The sequence below is a fragment of the Nocardia sp. NPDC056541 genome (assembly GCF_042794235.1).
Classification (GTDB): Bacteria; Actinomycetota; Actinomycetes; order Mycobacteriales; family Mycobacteriaceae; genus Nocardia.
Genome location: NZ_JBHTUD010000009.1, coordinates 22,231 through 37,020, shown reverse-complemented (window position 1 = coordinate 37,020; position 14,790 = coordinate 22,231). Strand labels below are relative to the sequence as shown.

Genomic DNA, 14,790 nt, shown 5'->3' with positions numbered 1-14,790 from the left:
TGGCGACACGCCGCTACCACACCGCGGCGACGGCCCCGATCACGGCGATCGCCCCGACATACCCCAGCACCAGCCGGGTATCGCGCAACCAGCATCGACTGCGTTTCAACCCCGCCCGCCACGCCCGCCAGTATCCGGCGAACGCGAGCGCACCGAACCCGACCACCGCCCACGGCCCCACCAACCACGTCAGCAACGCCACCGTCGCGACCACACACAAGGTCAACGGGTCGTGCGGTTGCTGCCCGCGCATAGCCTCCTCGTAGTAGACCCCGCGTTCGCTCACCGCACCTCCACCGGCAACAACGCCCGCCCCGCCGGTGCCGCCGCCGACAACCGCTGCCGCGACAGTGCGGGCCAGGCCTGCACCGCACAGAACGGCGCGCACTGATCGGCATCGGCACGGGTCCCCACGTGCACGCAGCACTGGGTGAGCCGTTCCTCGATCATCGTCGACATATCCATGAACGGTTTCACCGTGATCCGCACAACGCGTTCCCCGAGCAGTGTGCGCAACCGTTGACGCCGCCCCGGCAACGCCGACGACGCCAGCGTGAGCAGCGTGGACATTCCCAGATCGCAGTTCTCGCAGATGTTTCGCCACACCCGCCCGATCTCGGGATGCGACAGCGACGACTGCTCCGAGAGCAATCCCAGCAACGATTCCTGGACCGCTACCCGCAGTTCGGCGGGCAGCGCCGAGTCCGCGATCCGGTTGGACACCAGTCCCAGCTGCTGCTTCAGTCTCTCGTGTCCGATCAGCGAGACCAGCGACCGCCATTCACCCGCGTCGTCACGCAGCAGGTAGCCCACCGAGCAGCAGTGTGGATGCGAGCACGGCAGTGCGGTGAGGTCACGCCAGGTCACCAATCCGTCGGTCTGGGGGCCGAGTCGGGCCAGCACACCGGTGTGGGTGAGCCGGTTCATCGGGTTGATCGTTCCCGAACGCCCGGAACCGAATTGCGGTTGGATCGAGACCCCGCCGACGAACGGTGTGTCCATGGCGGTGCGCAGGACCGCGCCGATCTCGTCGTCGTTCACACCCAGGGCCACGGTCATCACCAACGTGGTGAAGACGGCGTTCGACGACAGCCGTCGCAGTGCCTGCTGTTTACGGACACGCAGGTCACCGCCACGGTGATGGCGCGAGGCCTGCGCGGTCTCCCCGTCGTATTGCAGATACACCTCGACCCGGTCGCGATGGGCACGCAGCAGCGCCAGCAGTTCGTCGTCGACGGCGATGCGCAGCCCGTTGGTGTTGAGCAGGATCCGGGTGATCGGCCGTGCGGTCAATTCGGTCAGCAGCCGCGCCAACTGTGGATGCAGAGTCGGTTCGCCGCCGCTGAGCATCAGTACGTCCAAGCGCCCGTTCTCGCGGGCAAGGCGCTGATCGACATTGGCCAGCACGTCCTCGACCGACACCACCCCGCGCAGTTCGGGCGAGGAGTCGGCGAAACAGGTGGGGCAGCGCAGGTTACAGCTGTCGATGATGTCTTCGAGGAGAATGCAGGTGTGCTGGGTCTGCATCTCGGGCAGCCCCCGTAGATACGCCGAGGGCACCGGGTCGAAATTGCCCACGGTGTCGGGCAGGTGCGCTTTGGTCGGAGCGGTCCATTCTTCGAGGTAGGCCAGGATTTCGGGGTCCTCGTCGTAGAGGGTGCGCACCATGCCGTGGGTTCGACACCCTCGTTCGAGAAAGACCTTCCCGTCGCGTTCGGCGAGCCACCCCGACAGTCTCGCGACATCGGGCAGCGCGGTGTCGGGGTGTTCGTCGTGGCAGCGGGGACAGAACGCGGTCACGTAGCGCAGGATCCGATCGCCCCGCAACGGCATCCCGGTCATCGCGCCATCCCGAACATGCCCGTGTACAGCTCCGGGTTGATGGCCGTGCACAAACCCGCCGTGCACACCGTGACCAGCGACCACCCGATCATCAGCCCCATCCCGAACCCTTTGGGCGCGGGCCGTTTGCGCCGGATCAACAGCCAGCCACCCCCGAATGCCGCTGCCGCGCTGACCACCGCGGTCAGCCCGAACAGCGCTTTGGTCGCGGCGTCGTCATCGAGGGAGGCGACGACCATGAACACGAAGAATCCCGCCATCGCGTTCGCCACGATGAACGCCATCGCCCCCGCCAACGCCATCGCCGCGACCTGACCGCCCTGGCCCGGCGGTTTCCCGCCTTGCTGCGGCGGTGGGGGCGGCATGTTCGGTGGTGGGCCAGGAGGAAAGTTCATGCCACGACCTTTCGTCGAAGTACACCGTCGTAGTTCCCGCGCCGGTAGCCGATGCTCCAGCGCACCGCGACCAGGACCAGTCCCGGCACCAGGAACCATTGCGGGCGCGTCAGATCCAGCCATACCGTGTCGTTGGCGCGGGTGAACTCGACCAGGAACCGGAAGATCGCGTACGCCCCGACGTAGAGGGTGAACAGCTCACCCGGGGTGCTGATCCGGTCTCGCAACCACCACAGTGCGCCGAAAGCGGCCAACTGGAACACGATTTCGTAGAGAAAGCTCGGATGCATCGCGACACCGGCCACGCATCCCGGGCACTGCGGCACCGTCGCGGGTGCGTGGATCGCCCATGGCAGGTTCGTCGGCCGTCCCGGTGCCTCGGTGAGCAAGCAGCCGACGCGCCCCACCGCCATGCCCAGCGCCACCGCGGGTGCGAACAGGTCACCGGTCCGTTCCCGATATCCGATGATCTTTTTCGCGATCAACACGCCCACATACGCGCCGAACAATCCGCCGAGCACGCTGCGCGCACCGAACATCCAGCTCTCGTACGGATCGAGGGTCTCGACCAGACTCGACAACCGCATGCCGATCGCCCCACCGACCAGTGCCCCGGTGACCGCGACCAGGGACTCTTCGCGCAGCGCGTCGCGGCGCCTGCACTCGGACACGAACACCACCGCGGCCACGGCGACACCGAGCGCGACGAAGAACCCGTGCGTCGGGATCCCCCACATCAGCTGCGCCACCATGGCGAAAGGTTAGCGGGCCCACGGGCCGGCACGCGTGAGTGAAACTACTCCCGAATTCGGGTACTACCCTGTTCGTTGGTGAACGCCGGTGCAGGAGTGAGTGTTTCGTTTAGAATGATGCACGGTGAGATCCTCACCCCCGGTGCCGCTCCTCGGGTACCAGCGTCAATCATCGCGATAGTTCCACCATCTCGGAATTCCATCGGATACGCAGCCATACAGGGGGTCAATCATGTCTACAGCTGTCGATTTCGCGGCCAGGCTCATCGAACCGCGGGCGATCGTCGCGGCGGGCCATTCGGCGGTTCTCGCCTACATCTCACCGAGCAGGCCGGGTGCGAACTTCGGTGCCAAACCGATCACCGCCGACTACGCTCGCGCGCTCACCGCCGCCGGGCTCGACATCGTCTCCATCTGGCAGTACGGCAAACCCGGCGACGCGACCCCCTCGGACTGGACTACCGGTTTCGAGGGCGGTCGCCGGATGGCCGAACAGGCGTCGGCCACCCACCTGAGCGTGGGCGCGCCTGAACACGCACCGATCTTCTTCGCCGTCGACGAGGACATCTCGCTGTCGCAGTGGAACAGCACGGCCGTGGAGTTCTTCCGGGGCGTGAACTCGGTACTGGGGACCGCCTGGACCGGGATCTACGGGCATTCGCGAGTGTGTGCGTGGGCGATCGAGGACGGGGTGGTCGGCGCACGCGGGGAATTCAGCTGGGCATGGCAGACGCGGGCCTGGTCGGGTACCGAACGGGAACCACGCGCGGTGCTCTACCAGCGGGTGATCGACACCCCGAGCAACCCCGGACCGATCATCGACGGCACCCGCGTCGACGTCAACGACATCCTCGCCCCCGACTTCGGGCAGTGGGCGCTCGACCGTTCGGTATCGGTACCTCAGTTCACCGAGATCGACCGGCTCGGACCCTCGCACTCCCCGCGCGAAGGGGCTCGCATCACCAATTTCCTGTTGCACACCCAAGAGGGCAACGGCACCGCCGAATCCCTTGCCGCCTACCTCAACAACCCCGCCAACGGGGTGTCCTACCACTACACACTGCGCGACGCGGTGGTGGTGCGCGTGGTGCCCGAGGAGCTCGCGTCCTGGTCGGTGCTCTCGGCGAACCCTTTCACGGTGAATCTGTGCTTCGCGGGCAGCCGGATCGCGTGGTCGCGGCAACAGTGGCTGGCCATCGACGGCGACCTGCGGATCGCGGCGTTCCTCGCTGTCCGCAGCGCGCACCGGCACGGGTACTCGACCGAGGTGATCGAGCCGGATTACCACGTCGGCGACGGGATCTCCGACCATCAGTACGTCACGAGGGCACTGGGCATCGGCTCGCATACCGATGTGGGCCCGAACTTCCCGTGGGATGTGTTCGCCGCCCACGTCGCCTCGTTCGCCGACGGGACCGGACCGAACGCGATCGATGTCCGTGCCGCCGCGTCCCCGTGGTTGGGCGCGCGGCGCACCGACGGTGAACTCAGCACACCGGACGGGGTGGGACGTTTCGCCGAATTCGAGCACGGCTACGTGTACTGGCATCCGAGCACCGATGCCCACGCCGTCCCCACCGCGGTCATGGACAAGTACGCGGAGTTGGAGTGGGAGACAGGCCCCTTGGGCTATCCGACGGCCGAGCACACCGAACTGCCCGATCCACGCGGGTCCGGCCCCGGGCTGGCGCAAGCGTTTCAGGGCGGCATGGTCTACCGGCGCGCCGGCCAACCCGCGTACTGGGTGCACGGTGCGATCGGTGCGCGGTGGGCGGCGGCCGGGTACGAGAACGGCGAGCTCGGCTGGCCGGCCTCCGACGAGACCGCCCACGACGACGGGGTCTACCAGGCGTTCGAGTTCGGCCGGATCTACTGGGTGCCCGAACAGATCGTCGCGCTGCGAAATTCCGGCGAACCCGACACTCCGCTGTCCCGGCCCGCGTGAGAGGTCAGGCCAGCAGGATCGCGAGGGTGGTGGCACCGGCGCCCAGTAGCAGTGCCACCACCACCAGGATCGCGATCAGTCGCGTCCGTGAGGTCGGTCCGGTGTAGGTTTCGTCGGCGTTCAGCATGTCGTCGATGTCGATGGCGGCGAACTCACGCGTCGATTCGAGAGGGCCGGGCTGCTCGGTCATGTGCGTGACGCTAGTCCAGGTCACTGCTCGCCGCCCCCGATACCCCCGCTCATGTTTGCGGTACCGGGGTGCGGGTGGTGGCGAGGAGTTCGTCGAGCTGCGCTTCGGCGCGTTCGGCACGGGCCAGCGTTTGTTTGCGGGCGTCGTCGAGCGCGGCCCACCGTTCGGCGGCTTCGGTGCGCACCTGCTCGAGTGCGGCTGCCGCTTCGTCGCGGCGCTGCTGGGTTTCGGCGGTGGTGGTACGGCGCAGCTCGGCGAGTTCGGTACGGGTGCGGTCGAGTTCACCGCGCGCGGTGTCGAGTTCGGTGCGGGCCCGGCGCCACTCCTCGCGTGCTTCGGCGGCGGCCTCCACGCGTTCGGCGGTGGCTTGTTCGGCGCGTTCGGTGGCACGGTCGGCGTCGGCGGCCCGCTGGATCGCCAGGTCCCGTTCGGCGTTCGCGGCGGCGATCCGGGCCTCGGCGTCGCGGCGCTGGTGCGCGATCTCGGAGTCGGCGCGCTGTTGGGCACGGGCCACGGTGTCGTCGGCTTCTTGTCGCGCCGCGTCGATGTCGTCGGCTGCTTGTTGGTGTGCCGCACGTACTTGCGCCTCGGCGTCGCTGCGCGCGGCGAACACATCTTCGGAGGCTTGTCGGGTGAGCGCGTCGACCGAGGCCACGACTTCGTCCCTGGCCGCGAGCGCTTCCCCCACCGCCTGTTCGGCGTGTTCCGCGGCCGCCACCGCCTCTTCGGCCACTGATTCCGCCAGTGCGCGTGCCTCTTCGGCCTCGCGCCGCGCTTGTTCGGCCGCCACTGTCGCCATCTCCGCCTCGGCGATCCGGCGAGCCGCGTCGGCTTGGACAGCCTGGACCTGGGCCTCGGCCACCGACGGATCCCCGATTGTCTGCAGCTCGGCGACCGCCGCGTTCAGCGTGGTCCCCAGCTGCTCGGCCAGTCCCCGGAATTGCCCGAGCAGCTCATCGGCCCGCAGACGCGCCACCGTCACCGGCCCCTGAGCCGTCACAGTGACGGTAGGGGCCGCACTCTCGGACTCCTGTTGCTGCCGTTGCCTTTCCCGCCACGCCCGCCACCGCGTGTGGTCGGGGTGATCGCAGTACTCGGAGGGACGACCCGGCCCACCGGCGCGGGTAATGGGACGGGCACAGCCCGGATAGTTGCATACGCTCGACACGGGTGAATCGTAGCGTTGGTTTCGTCAATAAGTTACGTATTACACGAAACGAAATCCGTGTCGCCCCTTCGCGAGTCGGATCCGGCCATTCCCAGTCTGACCTCCGATAAGTGAACATTATCGGTGGTCAGGATCTGAGATCGTTTCGAATGACCTTGAATGATTTACGTTTACGTTTGGTCGAAGACAACGAAACGAAATAGCTACGGAACTCATGAAAAACTGTGCTCGCCTGTACGGGCGTACCAATGACCGATTCACTGTGAGCTCGCGGCCGATTCAGCGACTGCACGAAACCCGTGGCCCTGGAAATCAGATGCTCACCCTTGCCAGTCGACATAGCGTCACCCGATGGTCCGCGGCCCAAGGCATCACACGGTTTCGAAGCTCAGGACGCCCCTGGGCGGGAGACGACCGCGCCTGTTGTGGTGATGGGTTCGCTCGGGATCGCCACCTCGGGCGTGTTCATCGCACTGGCAGCGGTCTCCCCCGTGACTGCCATCTTCTTTCGATGTGCGCTGGCCGTGCCCGCACTGTGGCTGCTCGCGCAGGGAACGTCGTCGGACGGTCCACTGTCTCGGCGGCCGGTCATGGTCGCGGCGATAGCCGGGGTACTGTTCGCCGCTGACGGGCTGAGCAGCACAGTGAATGCCGCCGTCCTCATGCTGGTCCCGGTCGGCGCGCTGGAGTCGGCGGCGCTCTTCCTCGATGAGAACCCCGCGCAGCTTTGACTATTCGGATGCGTCGTGATGCTTGCCGCCGCCTACACCGCAGCGACTCGGGGCGACCACCGTCGATCGCTTGGTTGATCGGAGCCGGTGTCCGGCAGCGGGCTGCTCACCTCCGATCTCGCGTTGCCGGAACGGAGCACTCGGGCCGTCGCCCGCGCTGTCCTCACCGCGCCGATCTCACGGACGAACGCGGGTGGCGCCTTGCCTCGTGTCGATGGCCGAGGTGGTGTGGAGATGCTGCAGATCCGAGCGGCTGATCGTCACGGCCGCGATGACGACGCCGACCGTGACGCCGATCAGGGTGTCCACGATCCGGCTGACGCCGATCTCGGGCGAGAGGTGCACCCCGAGGCCGACCATCAGCAACGCCATCGGCGTGACCGCCAGTGAGGTGAGCGCGTAGCTGCGTGCGGCCATCACTTCGGCGCTCACCTGGAACACCACAATCACCACGGCCGTCGCCCAATACCCCAGGCCCGCCGCGATCAGCAGCGCCCCGATGACCGCGCCGCCGACATTGCCGAGCAGTCGCTGGATGCCGCGCTGCACGGTCATCGCGTACGAGACACCCTGCATCGCGGCCATCGCACCCATCGACGCCCACAGCGGATGGGTGAGCCCGGCGGCCGCCGCGAACCACCCCGCGCAGGCCGAGGCGAGCGCGATGCGCGCCGCGTTGCCGAGGACCGCGCGTGAGCGCAGTCCGGACAGGCCCGTCGCCAAAAACCCCTCGGGACGCGGCAGCGCGGACGCCCCGACTTCGGCGCCACGGTCGAAAATGATGCTGCGCCGCTTGATCTTGCGCAGTTCTGCCTCGTGCCCGACCACGTCGAGCAGTCGCGTTCGGTCCCCCGCTGTCCAGTCGTCGACCGCGGCTTCCGCCTCGTCGAGCAAGGTGATCAGGTCACGGTGGTGTCTGGCATCTCCGCCCCGAACACCGCTGAGCGCCACCTTCTCCCGCGCGTGCGCGATCGCGACGCGGGCCGGTTCGACGGACCCACCGCGATCGAGCGCGGCGACAGTCGAGAGCGCCCGGGCGACGGCCAGCCGGGCGGGCCCCAGGGGTAGCACCAGCAGTGGCGCCGTCTGCGCGAGCAGTCCCACCGCGGCGCCGATCGCCGCGACCGAGCACACGCGGACGACATCGCCGGGGGCACTCACGTATCCGATCGCCGCGGTGGCCGCGAAGACGAGAATCACCGGGCCGGGACCGGTGATCCGGAATGCCGATACCGACATCGCCGCAACCGCGGCACCGACCGACATCAACGCGACCTCGGCCCACATCGGCACGTGCGCGAGGGCGAGCAGCCCACCTCCTGCGACGAAAGCGACAACCAGCACACCGACGAGCGTCACCTTGGCAGCGACCCGAACCATCGGCTCGTGCCGCGCGAAAGCGGAGGCCAGTGCACCGAGTACCGCGAAGCCGACGTACTGCCGCAAATCGAACAGACCACAGCCGACGAAGACCAGCGCTGCGGCAACGCCGACGCGCAACGAGGCCGCCACGGTCGCGTCGGCAGGCCGAACCTCGAACGCACGCCGCCAGGTGGACGCGGAGATCGAGTGCGCCAACGCGCCACGGGAGTGCCGCAGCCGGGTGGCGGTGGGCGGGTTGTGTAGGTCGGAAGTCGCGGCAGGCACGCTGCCATCCTAAATGTATTTTACTAGTAAAGTATATCTGAAATAGTGTGAGACCGATCGCTAGGATGAGTACATGGCCGACACCTCCCCCGACTTCGTCGACGGCGTTCGAGCCGAATGGGCCGAGACCTATCCCGAGGTGGACACCTCCACGATCGAGGTGATCGGGCGGATCAACCGGATCAGTTCGCTGGCGCTGCACCAGCTCGACCGGGCACTCGCGCCGAGTGGCGTCAACCGCGGCGAATTCGACATCCTGTGCGCCCTGGCCCGCGCCGGCCGCCCACTGCGCGCCAGCGAGGTGACCGCGAGGACCATGACCAGCGGCGCTTCGACCACCAAGCACGCCGACCGGCTGACCAAGATCGGACTGGTCGAACGGCTGCCGTTCGAGCGCGACGGCCGGGTGGTGCTGCTGCAGCTGACCGCGGCCGGGCGCGATCTCGTCGACACCGAACTGCCCAGCCGCGTAGCACGCGACCATCGGCTGCTGGAGGGACTCGATGAGCAGGAGCGGCAGACGCTCGCGACCCTGCTCCGCCGGGTATCGCGCAACACCGACGCGGCCGCCTGGCCGGCCCCCGGATCATGAGCCTTCCCGGCGGCTTGGCCGTCACAGCTGCGCACCGCGTCGGAGGGTGATCACACCGGGACTGCTCGGACCTCAGCCGCTCAGCGCGGCACGCATGGCCTCGGCGGTGGCGGCGGGGTCATAGTCCTCGGCGACCCCGCCGACCAGGATGATGTCGCCCTCGATGTGCCGCGAGCGCAACGGCGCGATCTCCTGGTACGCCGGTGAGTCCCACCAGGCGCGCGCCTGGTCGATCCCCGGGAAGCCGATCATCACGATGCCCCCGCTCCAGCTGCCTTCCTTCACTTCGTGTGGTGTCACGTGCACGAGAAAGCGGCCTCCGTACGGCTCGAAGGTGGCGGGAATGCGCTCGATGTAGTCGGCGATGTCCGCGTGCAGCGGGGCGTCCTGCAATCTGGCGATGGCGTAGGCGGTCATGATTCTCCTCGGCTCCGTTGCGGCTCGATGCTCGAAATCGCGTTGTCGTCACCAAGTTAGGTGGCCGACAGCGATCCGGAATCTGTCGTCTATAGGTACTGAGGAGACAGCCACCACGGCTCTACTGCGGCGCCTGGAAGCCGCCGATCTTCTGTTCGAGCAGTTCGGCAAGCCGCAGTGGGGTGCGGTCCTCGAACTGCGGGCCGATCAGCTGCACCCCGACCGGTAGGCCCTCGGGTGAGCGTCCCGCCGGGATGGCGGTGGCGGGCAAGCCGGGCATCGTGGCAACACCGGCCCAGACAAGCTGGTCGAGATACGGGTGATCCGCACCGTCGATGTCGAGCCGGCGGCCCACCAGGTCGGGGTCGTGATCGTGGGCGAACGCGGGCGTGGGCGTGATCGGGCACACGACGGCATCGAATTCGGTGAACAGTCGCCGCCAGCCGGCGCGGTGGAGTTCGCGACTGTTGTTCGCTTCGAGCCAGTCGCGGTGGCTGAACACCAGCGCGCGTTGGCGCACCGCGACGAGACTGCGATCGTCGACGCTCAGCTGTGCGACTCGGGTCCGTAGTTGCTCGTAGGCGTCGACGGGAAAACGTGCGCCCGCGCCGGCGAACAGCAACTGCATGTAGACCGTCGCGGCTTCGGCGAGATCCGGCAGCAGGGAACTGTGTCGTGCCACGCGGGCGCCACTGTCGACCAGCGCGTCGGCCACCCGGTTCACACCTGCGCGCACCGCGGATCCGGTCGGGATGAGCGGATGCTCGTCGAGGATCAGGACACGGAAGTCGGCGAGTCGCTCATGGCGCGAAGGCGGTAGTGCCAGGTCGTATGCCACACCGTTCGTCAGCGGGTCCGGTCCCGCCATGACGTCGAGGAGCAGGGTGAGGTCGCGAGCCGTACGCGCCATCGGACCGACAACCGCGAGGTCGAGATCGGTCGGCAATGCCGTCGCGGGCGGTGCGACCATGCCGCGGCTCGCGGCCAGCCCGAGTGTCGGCTTGTGTGCGTAGACGCCGCAGAAATGCGCGGGGGTGCGCAGAGAACCGCCGATGTCGGACCCGATGGACAGCGCACCGAATCCGGACGCCAATGCCGCCGCGGACCCGCCGGAGGATCCACCGGGGGTGCGAGCGTGATCCCACGGGTTGTTGGTGGTGCCGTAGATCTCGTTGAAGCTCTGCACGTCCTGCAGTCCCAGCGGCACATTGGTCTTGCCGAGCACCACCGCGCCCGCAGCGGCGAGCCGCGACACCTGCACCGCGTCCGCGGGCGGAGAGTAGTTCGCGAATTGCGGCATGCCCCAGGTCGTGGGAAGCCCGGCGATGTTGTAGGACTCTTTGACCGTCACCGGAATTCCGAGCAGTGCGCTGTCGGCACCGCGGGCGCGTGCCTGGTCGGCACGGTGTGCGGCCTGCCTCGCACGGTCGAAATCACGCACACAGATCGCATTGATCGCCGTGTCGTCACGCTCGATGCGGCCGATTGCCTCCTCGGTCAGTTCCACCGATGACACCGCACCCGCCCGCAGCGCGGAGACGAGTTGTTCGGCCGATTGAAAGCTCCACTCCATGAATCCGACCGTACCGAGCTGCCGTGGGCTCTCGCTCTCGCTGCGCGCGCCCCTGTCCGCCAGATATGACCAACGGTTCACCCGCACTGCGGAATTCACGTCCAGGTTGTGCCGTCGACAGAGAATCATCCCAGTTCACAGCGCCGACGCCACGGGGCACAGGCGCACGTCGGCCACGAAATACCGCTGCGCACAACGCGAGGGATGTCTCACTGCGCATCTCGACGATCGAGGTTTTCGACAGTGGGTGTCCTGGGTAGTTCGTTCAGGGCAGTCGCCCCGCCCTCAACGGATGGACCGCGCTGCCGCGGTGCCGACGGTCGTCCGCCGACTGATCGGCACCGGAATCTCGCCGAATCAACTGCCAGGAGAAAAATGCGTTCTGTCACAGCCGGTGCCGTCGCGGTAGCCGTCGCCGCCACCATCGCCTGCCTCGCCGGGCCGGCCAATGCCGTCGACAACCCCGCGGAGCCCAACGAGATCATCACCATCGACCTCAATCTGCTCGGGTGCTCCATCGGCGCCGGGCTCGGTGGCGAACTCGCCGCCGCGTTCACCGGAGCTACGACGGGCTCGGCCACCGGATCGAGCAGCAGCGTCGACACCGGCTTCGCCTCCCGCCTGCGTGCGGCCGGCTGCTTGCCGTCCTGGAAGTAGCCAGACGAACACCGACGCCGAGTCACCGGGACGCTGTCCTGCTGGTGACTCGGCGTCGGTCTCGTACAGAGTCCGCTGGCGGCCGACTCCCGCTTCGGGTACGACTGGAGGCGAGCAGAGGGGGAAGCTGTGCGGGAATCGAAAAGCGCGACATCAGCGATCGGTCATGGGGCAGGTGGGCGAAGAGTGCGTTCCACCGAGGAATGGCTCGCCTACTTCCAGCAGAATGCGCTCCGGCAGCGTGAGATTCCGTGGCAATCGAACGGGGTCGGGGCATCTCCCGCCGAGATGGCGCCCCTTCGCCGGTCGCTGCAGGCCTGGCAGCTCGGCGAAACATCGGATGGACAGCATCTGGCGGCGTCCGCTGACCGATTTGCCACTGCCACCGACGATCCCGCGTATCGCGATGTCATCGACCTGTTCATCCGTGAGGAGCAACGCCACGGCGCGCTGCTGGGCCGGATCTTGGACGATGCGGGCATCCCACGGCGACACGCTGATTGGGGCGACACACTCTTTCGCAGACTTCGGTACAGCATCACCGACATCGAGGTCTGGACCACCCCCGTGGTCATGGTCGAAGTTCTGGCGATGGTCTATTACAACGCGATCCGTCGGGCTACCGACTCACCGGTCCTGCGTGCGGTCTGCGCCCAGATCCTCGCCGACGAAGTGCCCCATGTGCGGTTGCAATGTGAGCGACTCGCGGTGCTGCTGCACAACCGCTCCCGCACCCGCTACCGCTGCACCATGCTTGTCCACCGTGTCCTGTTCCTCGCAGTGATGCTCCTGGTGTGGGTCGGTCACCATCGCGCGCTGCGCGCCGGCGGGTACACATGGACGCACTACCGCCGGGCCGCCTACACCACGATGAACCGAGCATGGCGACGCATGGATCCGCAACGCTACGTCTGGACCTGATTCAGCCCAGCAGCTTTTCGATCAGGTCGGCCGCGCGCATCGTCCCGCCTTCGGCGTGTGTGTCGGCGCGCAGCCGAGCGCAGCGGCGAGCGACGTCCGGATCTGTGACCATGTCGTGCAGAGCCTGGCGGAGGTTCGCGGCGGTGGCGTCCGCGGTGTCGATGCGGCGCGCAACGCCCAGTTCCACGAGCCGGTCCGCGTTCATGAACTGCTCGGCGCCCTGGGGCACGGCGATCATCGGGACACCCGCCAGCAGTCCCTCGCCGCAGCCGCCCATGCCGGCGTGGGTGACGGAGGCGTCCGCGCGTTCCAGGATCGCCCGCTGGGGAACCCAGGAGTGCACTTCGACATTGGCGGCGATGTCGCCGAGCTCGCTCGGGTCGGTGTGTTTGCCGATCTGCAGAACGACGTGCCAGCCGGGGAGGCCGCCGAAGGCTTGGAGGCACTGGCGGTAGAACTCGGGTCGGCGGGTGTATGCCGAGCCCAGGGAGATCAGCAGGACCTTCTCGGCGTGGGCGGGGCGGTCCCAGCCCGCTGACGGGCGGGTGTCGAAGCAGGGGCCGACGAAAGTCACTGTGCCGGAATCGACTCGGTCGGCGTGCGGTTGCATCGCTCGGGGAATCAGCGCCAGCGCCTGGTCGGGCACGCCGGAGAAGTCGTCGACATCGGTGGTCGCGGCACCGCAGTCGGCGAGCCAGCGTGTGAATCTCGCCTGGTAGTCGTCGGCGCCCGGCAGCTGCCGCAACGGTGCAGCGACTTCGTTTTCGTAGCCCTTCCACGCCACGAAAGTGGGCGAGAGCTGGATCATGTGGCGGTGTTGGGTTTCGGCGAGGGCGCGGCCGGCGTAGGCGCCGATGTCGTAGAGATAGAGATCTGCGGGGTCGTGGTCGTAGGCCGCGCGTAGCTGAGGCAGCGCGAGCTGGGCATTGTCGAGGAACAGGTTCATCACCGCGACAGGGTCTTCGGGCCAGGTGTTGTCGGCCACCGGCAGCATCGAGGTGCACGCGATCAGCTCGGCGCCGGCTTCGGTGATCAGGTCCGCGACGGCCGGGTCGTTGGCGTAGGTGACGCGATGGCCCCGAGCCACCAGCTCACGGATCACTTCCAGGCTCGGCAGGACATGGCTGACGATGGGGATGCCGATCATCGCGATATGGGCTGGACGAGAAGGCATTTCGCTCACTTCGAGGATTCGGCGGCGGCTTCGAGGTCGTCGATGCTGCCGGACATGATCGTCGGCACGTGTGTGGTGATGTGCTCGGCGGGCCAGTCCCACCACGCGACTGCCAGCAGGCGGGCGATGTCGCGGTCGCCGAAGCGGGTGCGGATGAGGCGGGCGGGATTTCCGCCGACGATGCCGTAGTCGGGGACGTCGCCGGTGACGACGGAGCCGGTGCTGATGATGGCGCCGTGGCCGATCCGCACGCCGGGCATCACCGTCGCGCCGTTGCCGAACCAGACGTCGTTGCCCACGACGGTGTCGCCTCGCCCCGGCAGGCCGGTGAGCAGGTCGAAGTGGTCCGACCAGGAACCGCCCATGGTGGGAAACGGGAAGGTCGACGGGCCGTCCATGCGGTGGTTGGCCCCGTTCATGATGAACCGCGTTCCGGTGCCCAGGGCGCAGAACTTCCCGATGATCAGTTTCTCCGGGCCGTAGTGGTAGAGGACGTTGCGGGTTTCGAAGGCGGTCGGGTCGTCGGGATCGTCGTAGTAGGAGTACTCGCCGACTTCGATGAGCGGTGAGGTGATCAGCGGCTTCAACAGTACGACTCGCGGCTGCTCGGGCATGGGGTGCAGCACGGTCGGGTCGGCGGGAACAGGCGAGTGATCGTGCTGCACAGCGGAACTCCTTCGGCGCGTGGGCTATCCGGTGGAGGCCGAACACCTACGGCTTCCTAATACGACAACTGTCGCACTAAGCTACGACGGTAGTACTGTCCCGTCAAGCGATCGGATTGCC

15 protein-coding genes and 1 pseudogene are annotated in these 14,790 nt (G+C 67.5%); 5 read left to right on the top strand and 11 right to left on the bottom strand.

The genetic code is table 11. The annotated features are described in order from the left end of the window. Positions 1–13: 13 nt before the first annotated feature. Genes ACFQ9R_RS17250 through ACFQ9R_RS17235 form a run of 4 tightly spaced genes read right to left on the bottom strand, consistent with a single transcriptional unit; the run spans position 14 to position 2,989 of the window. Positions 14–286, bottom strand: a complete 273-nt coding sequence (locus ACFQ9R_RS17250) for a hypothetical protein (RefSeq protein ID WP_378991692.1) — start codon at positions 284–286, stop codon at positions 14–16. Continuing rightward, entirely contained in the window at positions 283–1,833 is a 1,551-nt protein-coding gene (locus tag ACFQ9R_RS17245) for a radical SAM protein (protein WP_378992043.1), read from the bottom strand. Before ACFQ9R_RS17245 ends, ACFQ9R_RS17250 begins: the two co-directional genes overlap by 4 nt. A 5-nt stretch (positions 1,834–1,838) precedes the next feature. Continuing rightward, positions 1,839–2,237: a hypothetical protein gene (locus ACFQ9R_RS17240; RefSeq protein WP_378991691.1), complete on the bottom strand. Its 399-nt coding sequence runs from the start codon at positions 2,235–2,237 to the stop codon at positions 1,839–1,841. Continuing rightward, entirely contained in the window at positions 2,234–2,989 is a 756-nt protein-coding gene (locus ACFQ9R_RS17235) for a prolipoprotein diacylglyceryl transferase (RefSeq protein ID WP_378991690.1), read from the bottom strand. Before ACFQ9R_RS17235 ends, ACFQ9R_RS17240 begins: the two co-directional genes overlap by 4 nt. Before the next feature lie 232 nt (positions 2,990–3,221). On the opposite strand from ACFQ9R_RS17235, the gene ACFQ9R_RS17230 reads away from it, so the two are divergent. Further along, entirely contained in the window at positions 3,222–4,934 is a 1,713-nt protein-coding gene (locus ACFQ9R_RS17230) for a glycoside hydrolase domain-containing protein (RefSeq protein WP_378991689.1), read from the top strand. A gap of 4 nt (positions 4,935–4,938) precedes the next feature. Here the strand turns inward: ACFQ9R_RS17230 and ACFQ9R_RS17225 are convergent, their stop codons facing one another. Beyond that, positions 4,939–5,124 carry a hypothetical protein gene (locus ACFQ9R_RS17225; RefSeq protein WP_378991687.1) on the bottom strand — a complete coding sequence of 62 codons (186 nt, stop codon included), beginning with the start codon at positions 5,122–5,124 and terminating at the stop codon, positions 4,939–4,941. A gap of 49 nt (positions 5,125–5,173) precedes the next feature. Beyond that, entirely contained in the window at positions 5,174–6,124 is a 951-nt protein-coding gene (locus ACFQ9R_RS17220; protein ID WP_378991685.1) for a hypothetical protein, read from the bottom strand. 599 nt (positions 6,125–6,723) lie between these two features. Between ACFQ9R_RS17220 and ACFQ9R_RS17215 the strand changes: the two genes are divergently transcribed. Beyond that, positions 6,724–7,023: a hypothetical protein gene (locus ACFQ9R_RS17215; protein ID WP_378991684.1), complete on the top strand. Its 300-nt coding sequence runs from the start codon at positions 6,724–6,726 to the stop codon at positions 7,021–7,023. Positions 7,024–7,200: 177 nt separating this feature from the next. Here ACFQ9R_RS17215 and ACFQ9R_RS17210 read toward each other — a convergent pair whose 3' ends face one another. Next, positions 7,201–8,670: an FUSC family protein gene (locus ACFQ9R_RS17210; RefSeq protein WP_378991682.1), complete on the bottom strand. Its 1,470-nt coding sequence runs from the start codon at positions 8,668–8,670 to the stop codon at positions 7,201–7,203. Between the two features lie 65 nt (positions 8,671–8,735). Here ACFQ9R_RS17210 and ACFQ9R_RS17205 point away from each other — a divergent pair. Beyond that, a pseudogene (locus ACFQ9R_RS17205) lies at positions 8,736–9,262 on the top strand (MarR family winged helix-turn-helix transcriptional regulator). Positions 9,263–9,334: 72 nt separating this feature from the next. Here ACFQ9R_RS17205 and ACFQ9R_RS17200 read toward each other — a convergent pair. Beyond that, positions 9,335–9,679, bottom strand: a complete 345-nt coding sequence (locus ACFQ9R_RS17200; RefSeq protein ID WP_378991680.1) for a DUF1330 domain-containing protein — start codon at positions 9,677–9,679, stop codon at positions 9,335–9,337. 121 nt (positions 9,680–9,800) lie between these two features. Continuing rightward, on the bottom strand, positions 9,801–11,252 hold the full coding sequence (locus tag ACFQ9R_RS17195; RefSeq protein ID WP_378991679.1) for an amidase: 1,452 nt from the start codon (positions 11,250–11,252) through the stop codon (positions 9,801–9,803). Between the two features lie 375 nt (positions 11,253–11,627). Here ACFQ9R_RS17195 and ACFQ9R_RS17190 point away from each other — a divergent pair, with 375 nt between their 5' ends. Both ACFQ9R_RS17190 and ACFQ9R_RS17185 read left to right on the top strand, forming a co-directional pair. Further along, positions 11,628–11,909 (top strand): hypothetical protein, encoded by a 282-nt coding sequence (locus tag ACFQ9R_RS17190; RefSeq protein ID WP_378991678.1) that lies wholly within the window; start codon positions 11,628–11,630, stop codon positions 11,907–11,909. Positions 11,910–12,095: 186 nt separating this feature from the next. Continuing rightward, the gene (locus ACFQ9R_RS17185; RefSeq protein ID WP_378991677.1) at positions 12,096–12,830 is read left to right on the top strand and encodes a ferritin-like domain-containing protein; all 735 of its coding nucleotides are present in this window, start codon (positions 12,096–12,098) and stop codon (positions 12,828–12,830) included. A gap of 1 nt (position 12,831) precedes the next feature. Here ACFQ9R_RS17185 and ACFQ9R_RS17180 read toward each other — a convergent pair whose 3' ends face one another. Both ACFQ9R_RS17180 and ACFQ9R_RS17175 read right to left on the bottom strand, forming a co-directional pair. Next, on the bottom strand, positions 12,832–14,004 hold the full coding sequence (locus ACFQ9R_RS17180) for a macrolide family glycosyltransferase (protein WP_378991675.1): 1,173 nt from the start codon (positions 14,002–14,004) through the stop codon (positions 12,832–12,834). Positions 14,005–14,009: 5 nt separating this feature from the next. After that, complete coding sequence (locus ACFQ9R_RS17175) at positions 14,010–14,618, bottom strand: CatB-related O-acetyltransferase (protein WP_378992042.1); 609 nt, start codon at positions 14,616–14,618, stop codon at positions 14,010–14,012. Between the last annotated feature and the right edge of the window lie 172 nt (positions 14,619–14,790).

What these genes read in the sequence shown, in the direction of transcription:
- ACFQ9R_RS17245 (WP_378992043.1), bottom strand. Translation starts at nt 1,833, where the DNA reads ATGCCGTTGCGGGGCGATCGGATCCTGCGCTACGTGACCGCGTTCTGT.
- ACFQ9R_RS17240 (WP_378991691.1), bottom strand. Translation starts at nt 2,237, where the DNA reads ATGAACTTTCCTCCTGGCCCACCACCGAACATGCCGCCCCCACCGCCG.
- ACFQ9R_RS17235 (WP_378991690.1), bottom strand. Translation starts at nt 2,989, where the DNA reads ATGGTGGCGCAGCTGATGTGGGGGATCCCGACGCACGGGTTCTTCGTC.
- ACFQ9R_RS17230 (WP_378991689.1), top strand. Translation starts at nt 3,222, where the DNA reads ATGTCTACAGCTGTCGATTTCGCGGCCAGGCTCATCGAACCGCGGGCG.
- ACFQ9R_RS17225 (WP_378991687.1), bottom strand. Translation starts at nt 5,124, where the DNA reads ATGACCGAGCAGCCCGGCCCTCTCGAATCGACGCGTGAGTTCGCCGCC.
- ACFQ9R_RS17215 (WP_378991684.1), top strand. Translation starts at nt 6,724, where the DNA reads ATGGGTTCGCTCGGGATCGCCACCTCGGGCGTGTTCATCGCACTGGCA.
- ACFQ9R_RS17200 (WP_378991680.1), bottom strand. Translation starts at nt 9,679, where the DNA reads ATGACCGCCTACGCCATCGCCAGATTGCAGGACGCCCCGCTGCACGCG.
- ACFQ9R_RS17195 (WP_378991679.1), bottom strand. Translation starts at nt 11,252, where the DNA reads ATGGAGTGGAGCTTTCAATCGGCCGAACAACTCGTCTCCGCGCTGCGG.
- ACFQ9R_RS17190 (WP_378991678.1), top strand. Translation starts at nt 11,628, where the DNA reads ATGCGTTCTGTCACAGCCGGTGCCGTCGCGGTAGCCGTCGCCGCCACC.
- ACFQ9R_RS17180 (WP_378991675.1), bottom strand. Translation starts at nt 14,004, where the DNA reads ATGCCTTCTCGTCCAGCCCATATCGCGATGATCGGCATCCCCATCGTC.
- ACFQ9R_RS17175 (WP_378992042.1), bottom strand. Translation starts at nt 14,618, where the DNA reads ATGCCCGAGCAGCCGCGAGTCGTACTGTTGAAGCCGCTGATCACCTCA.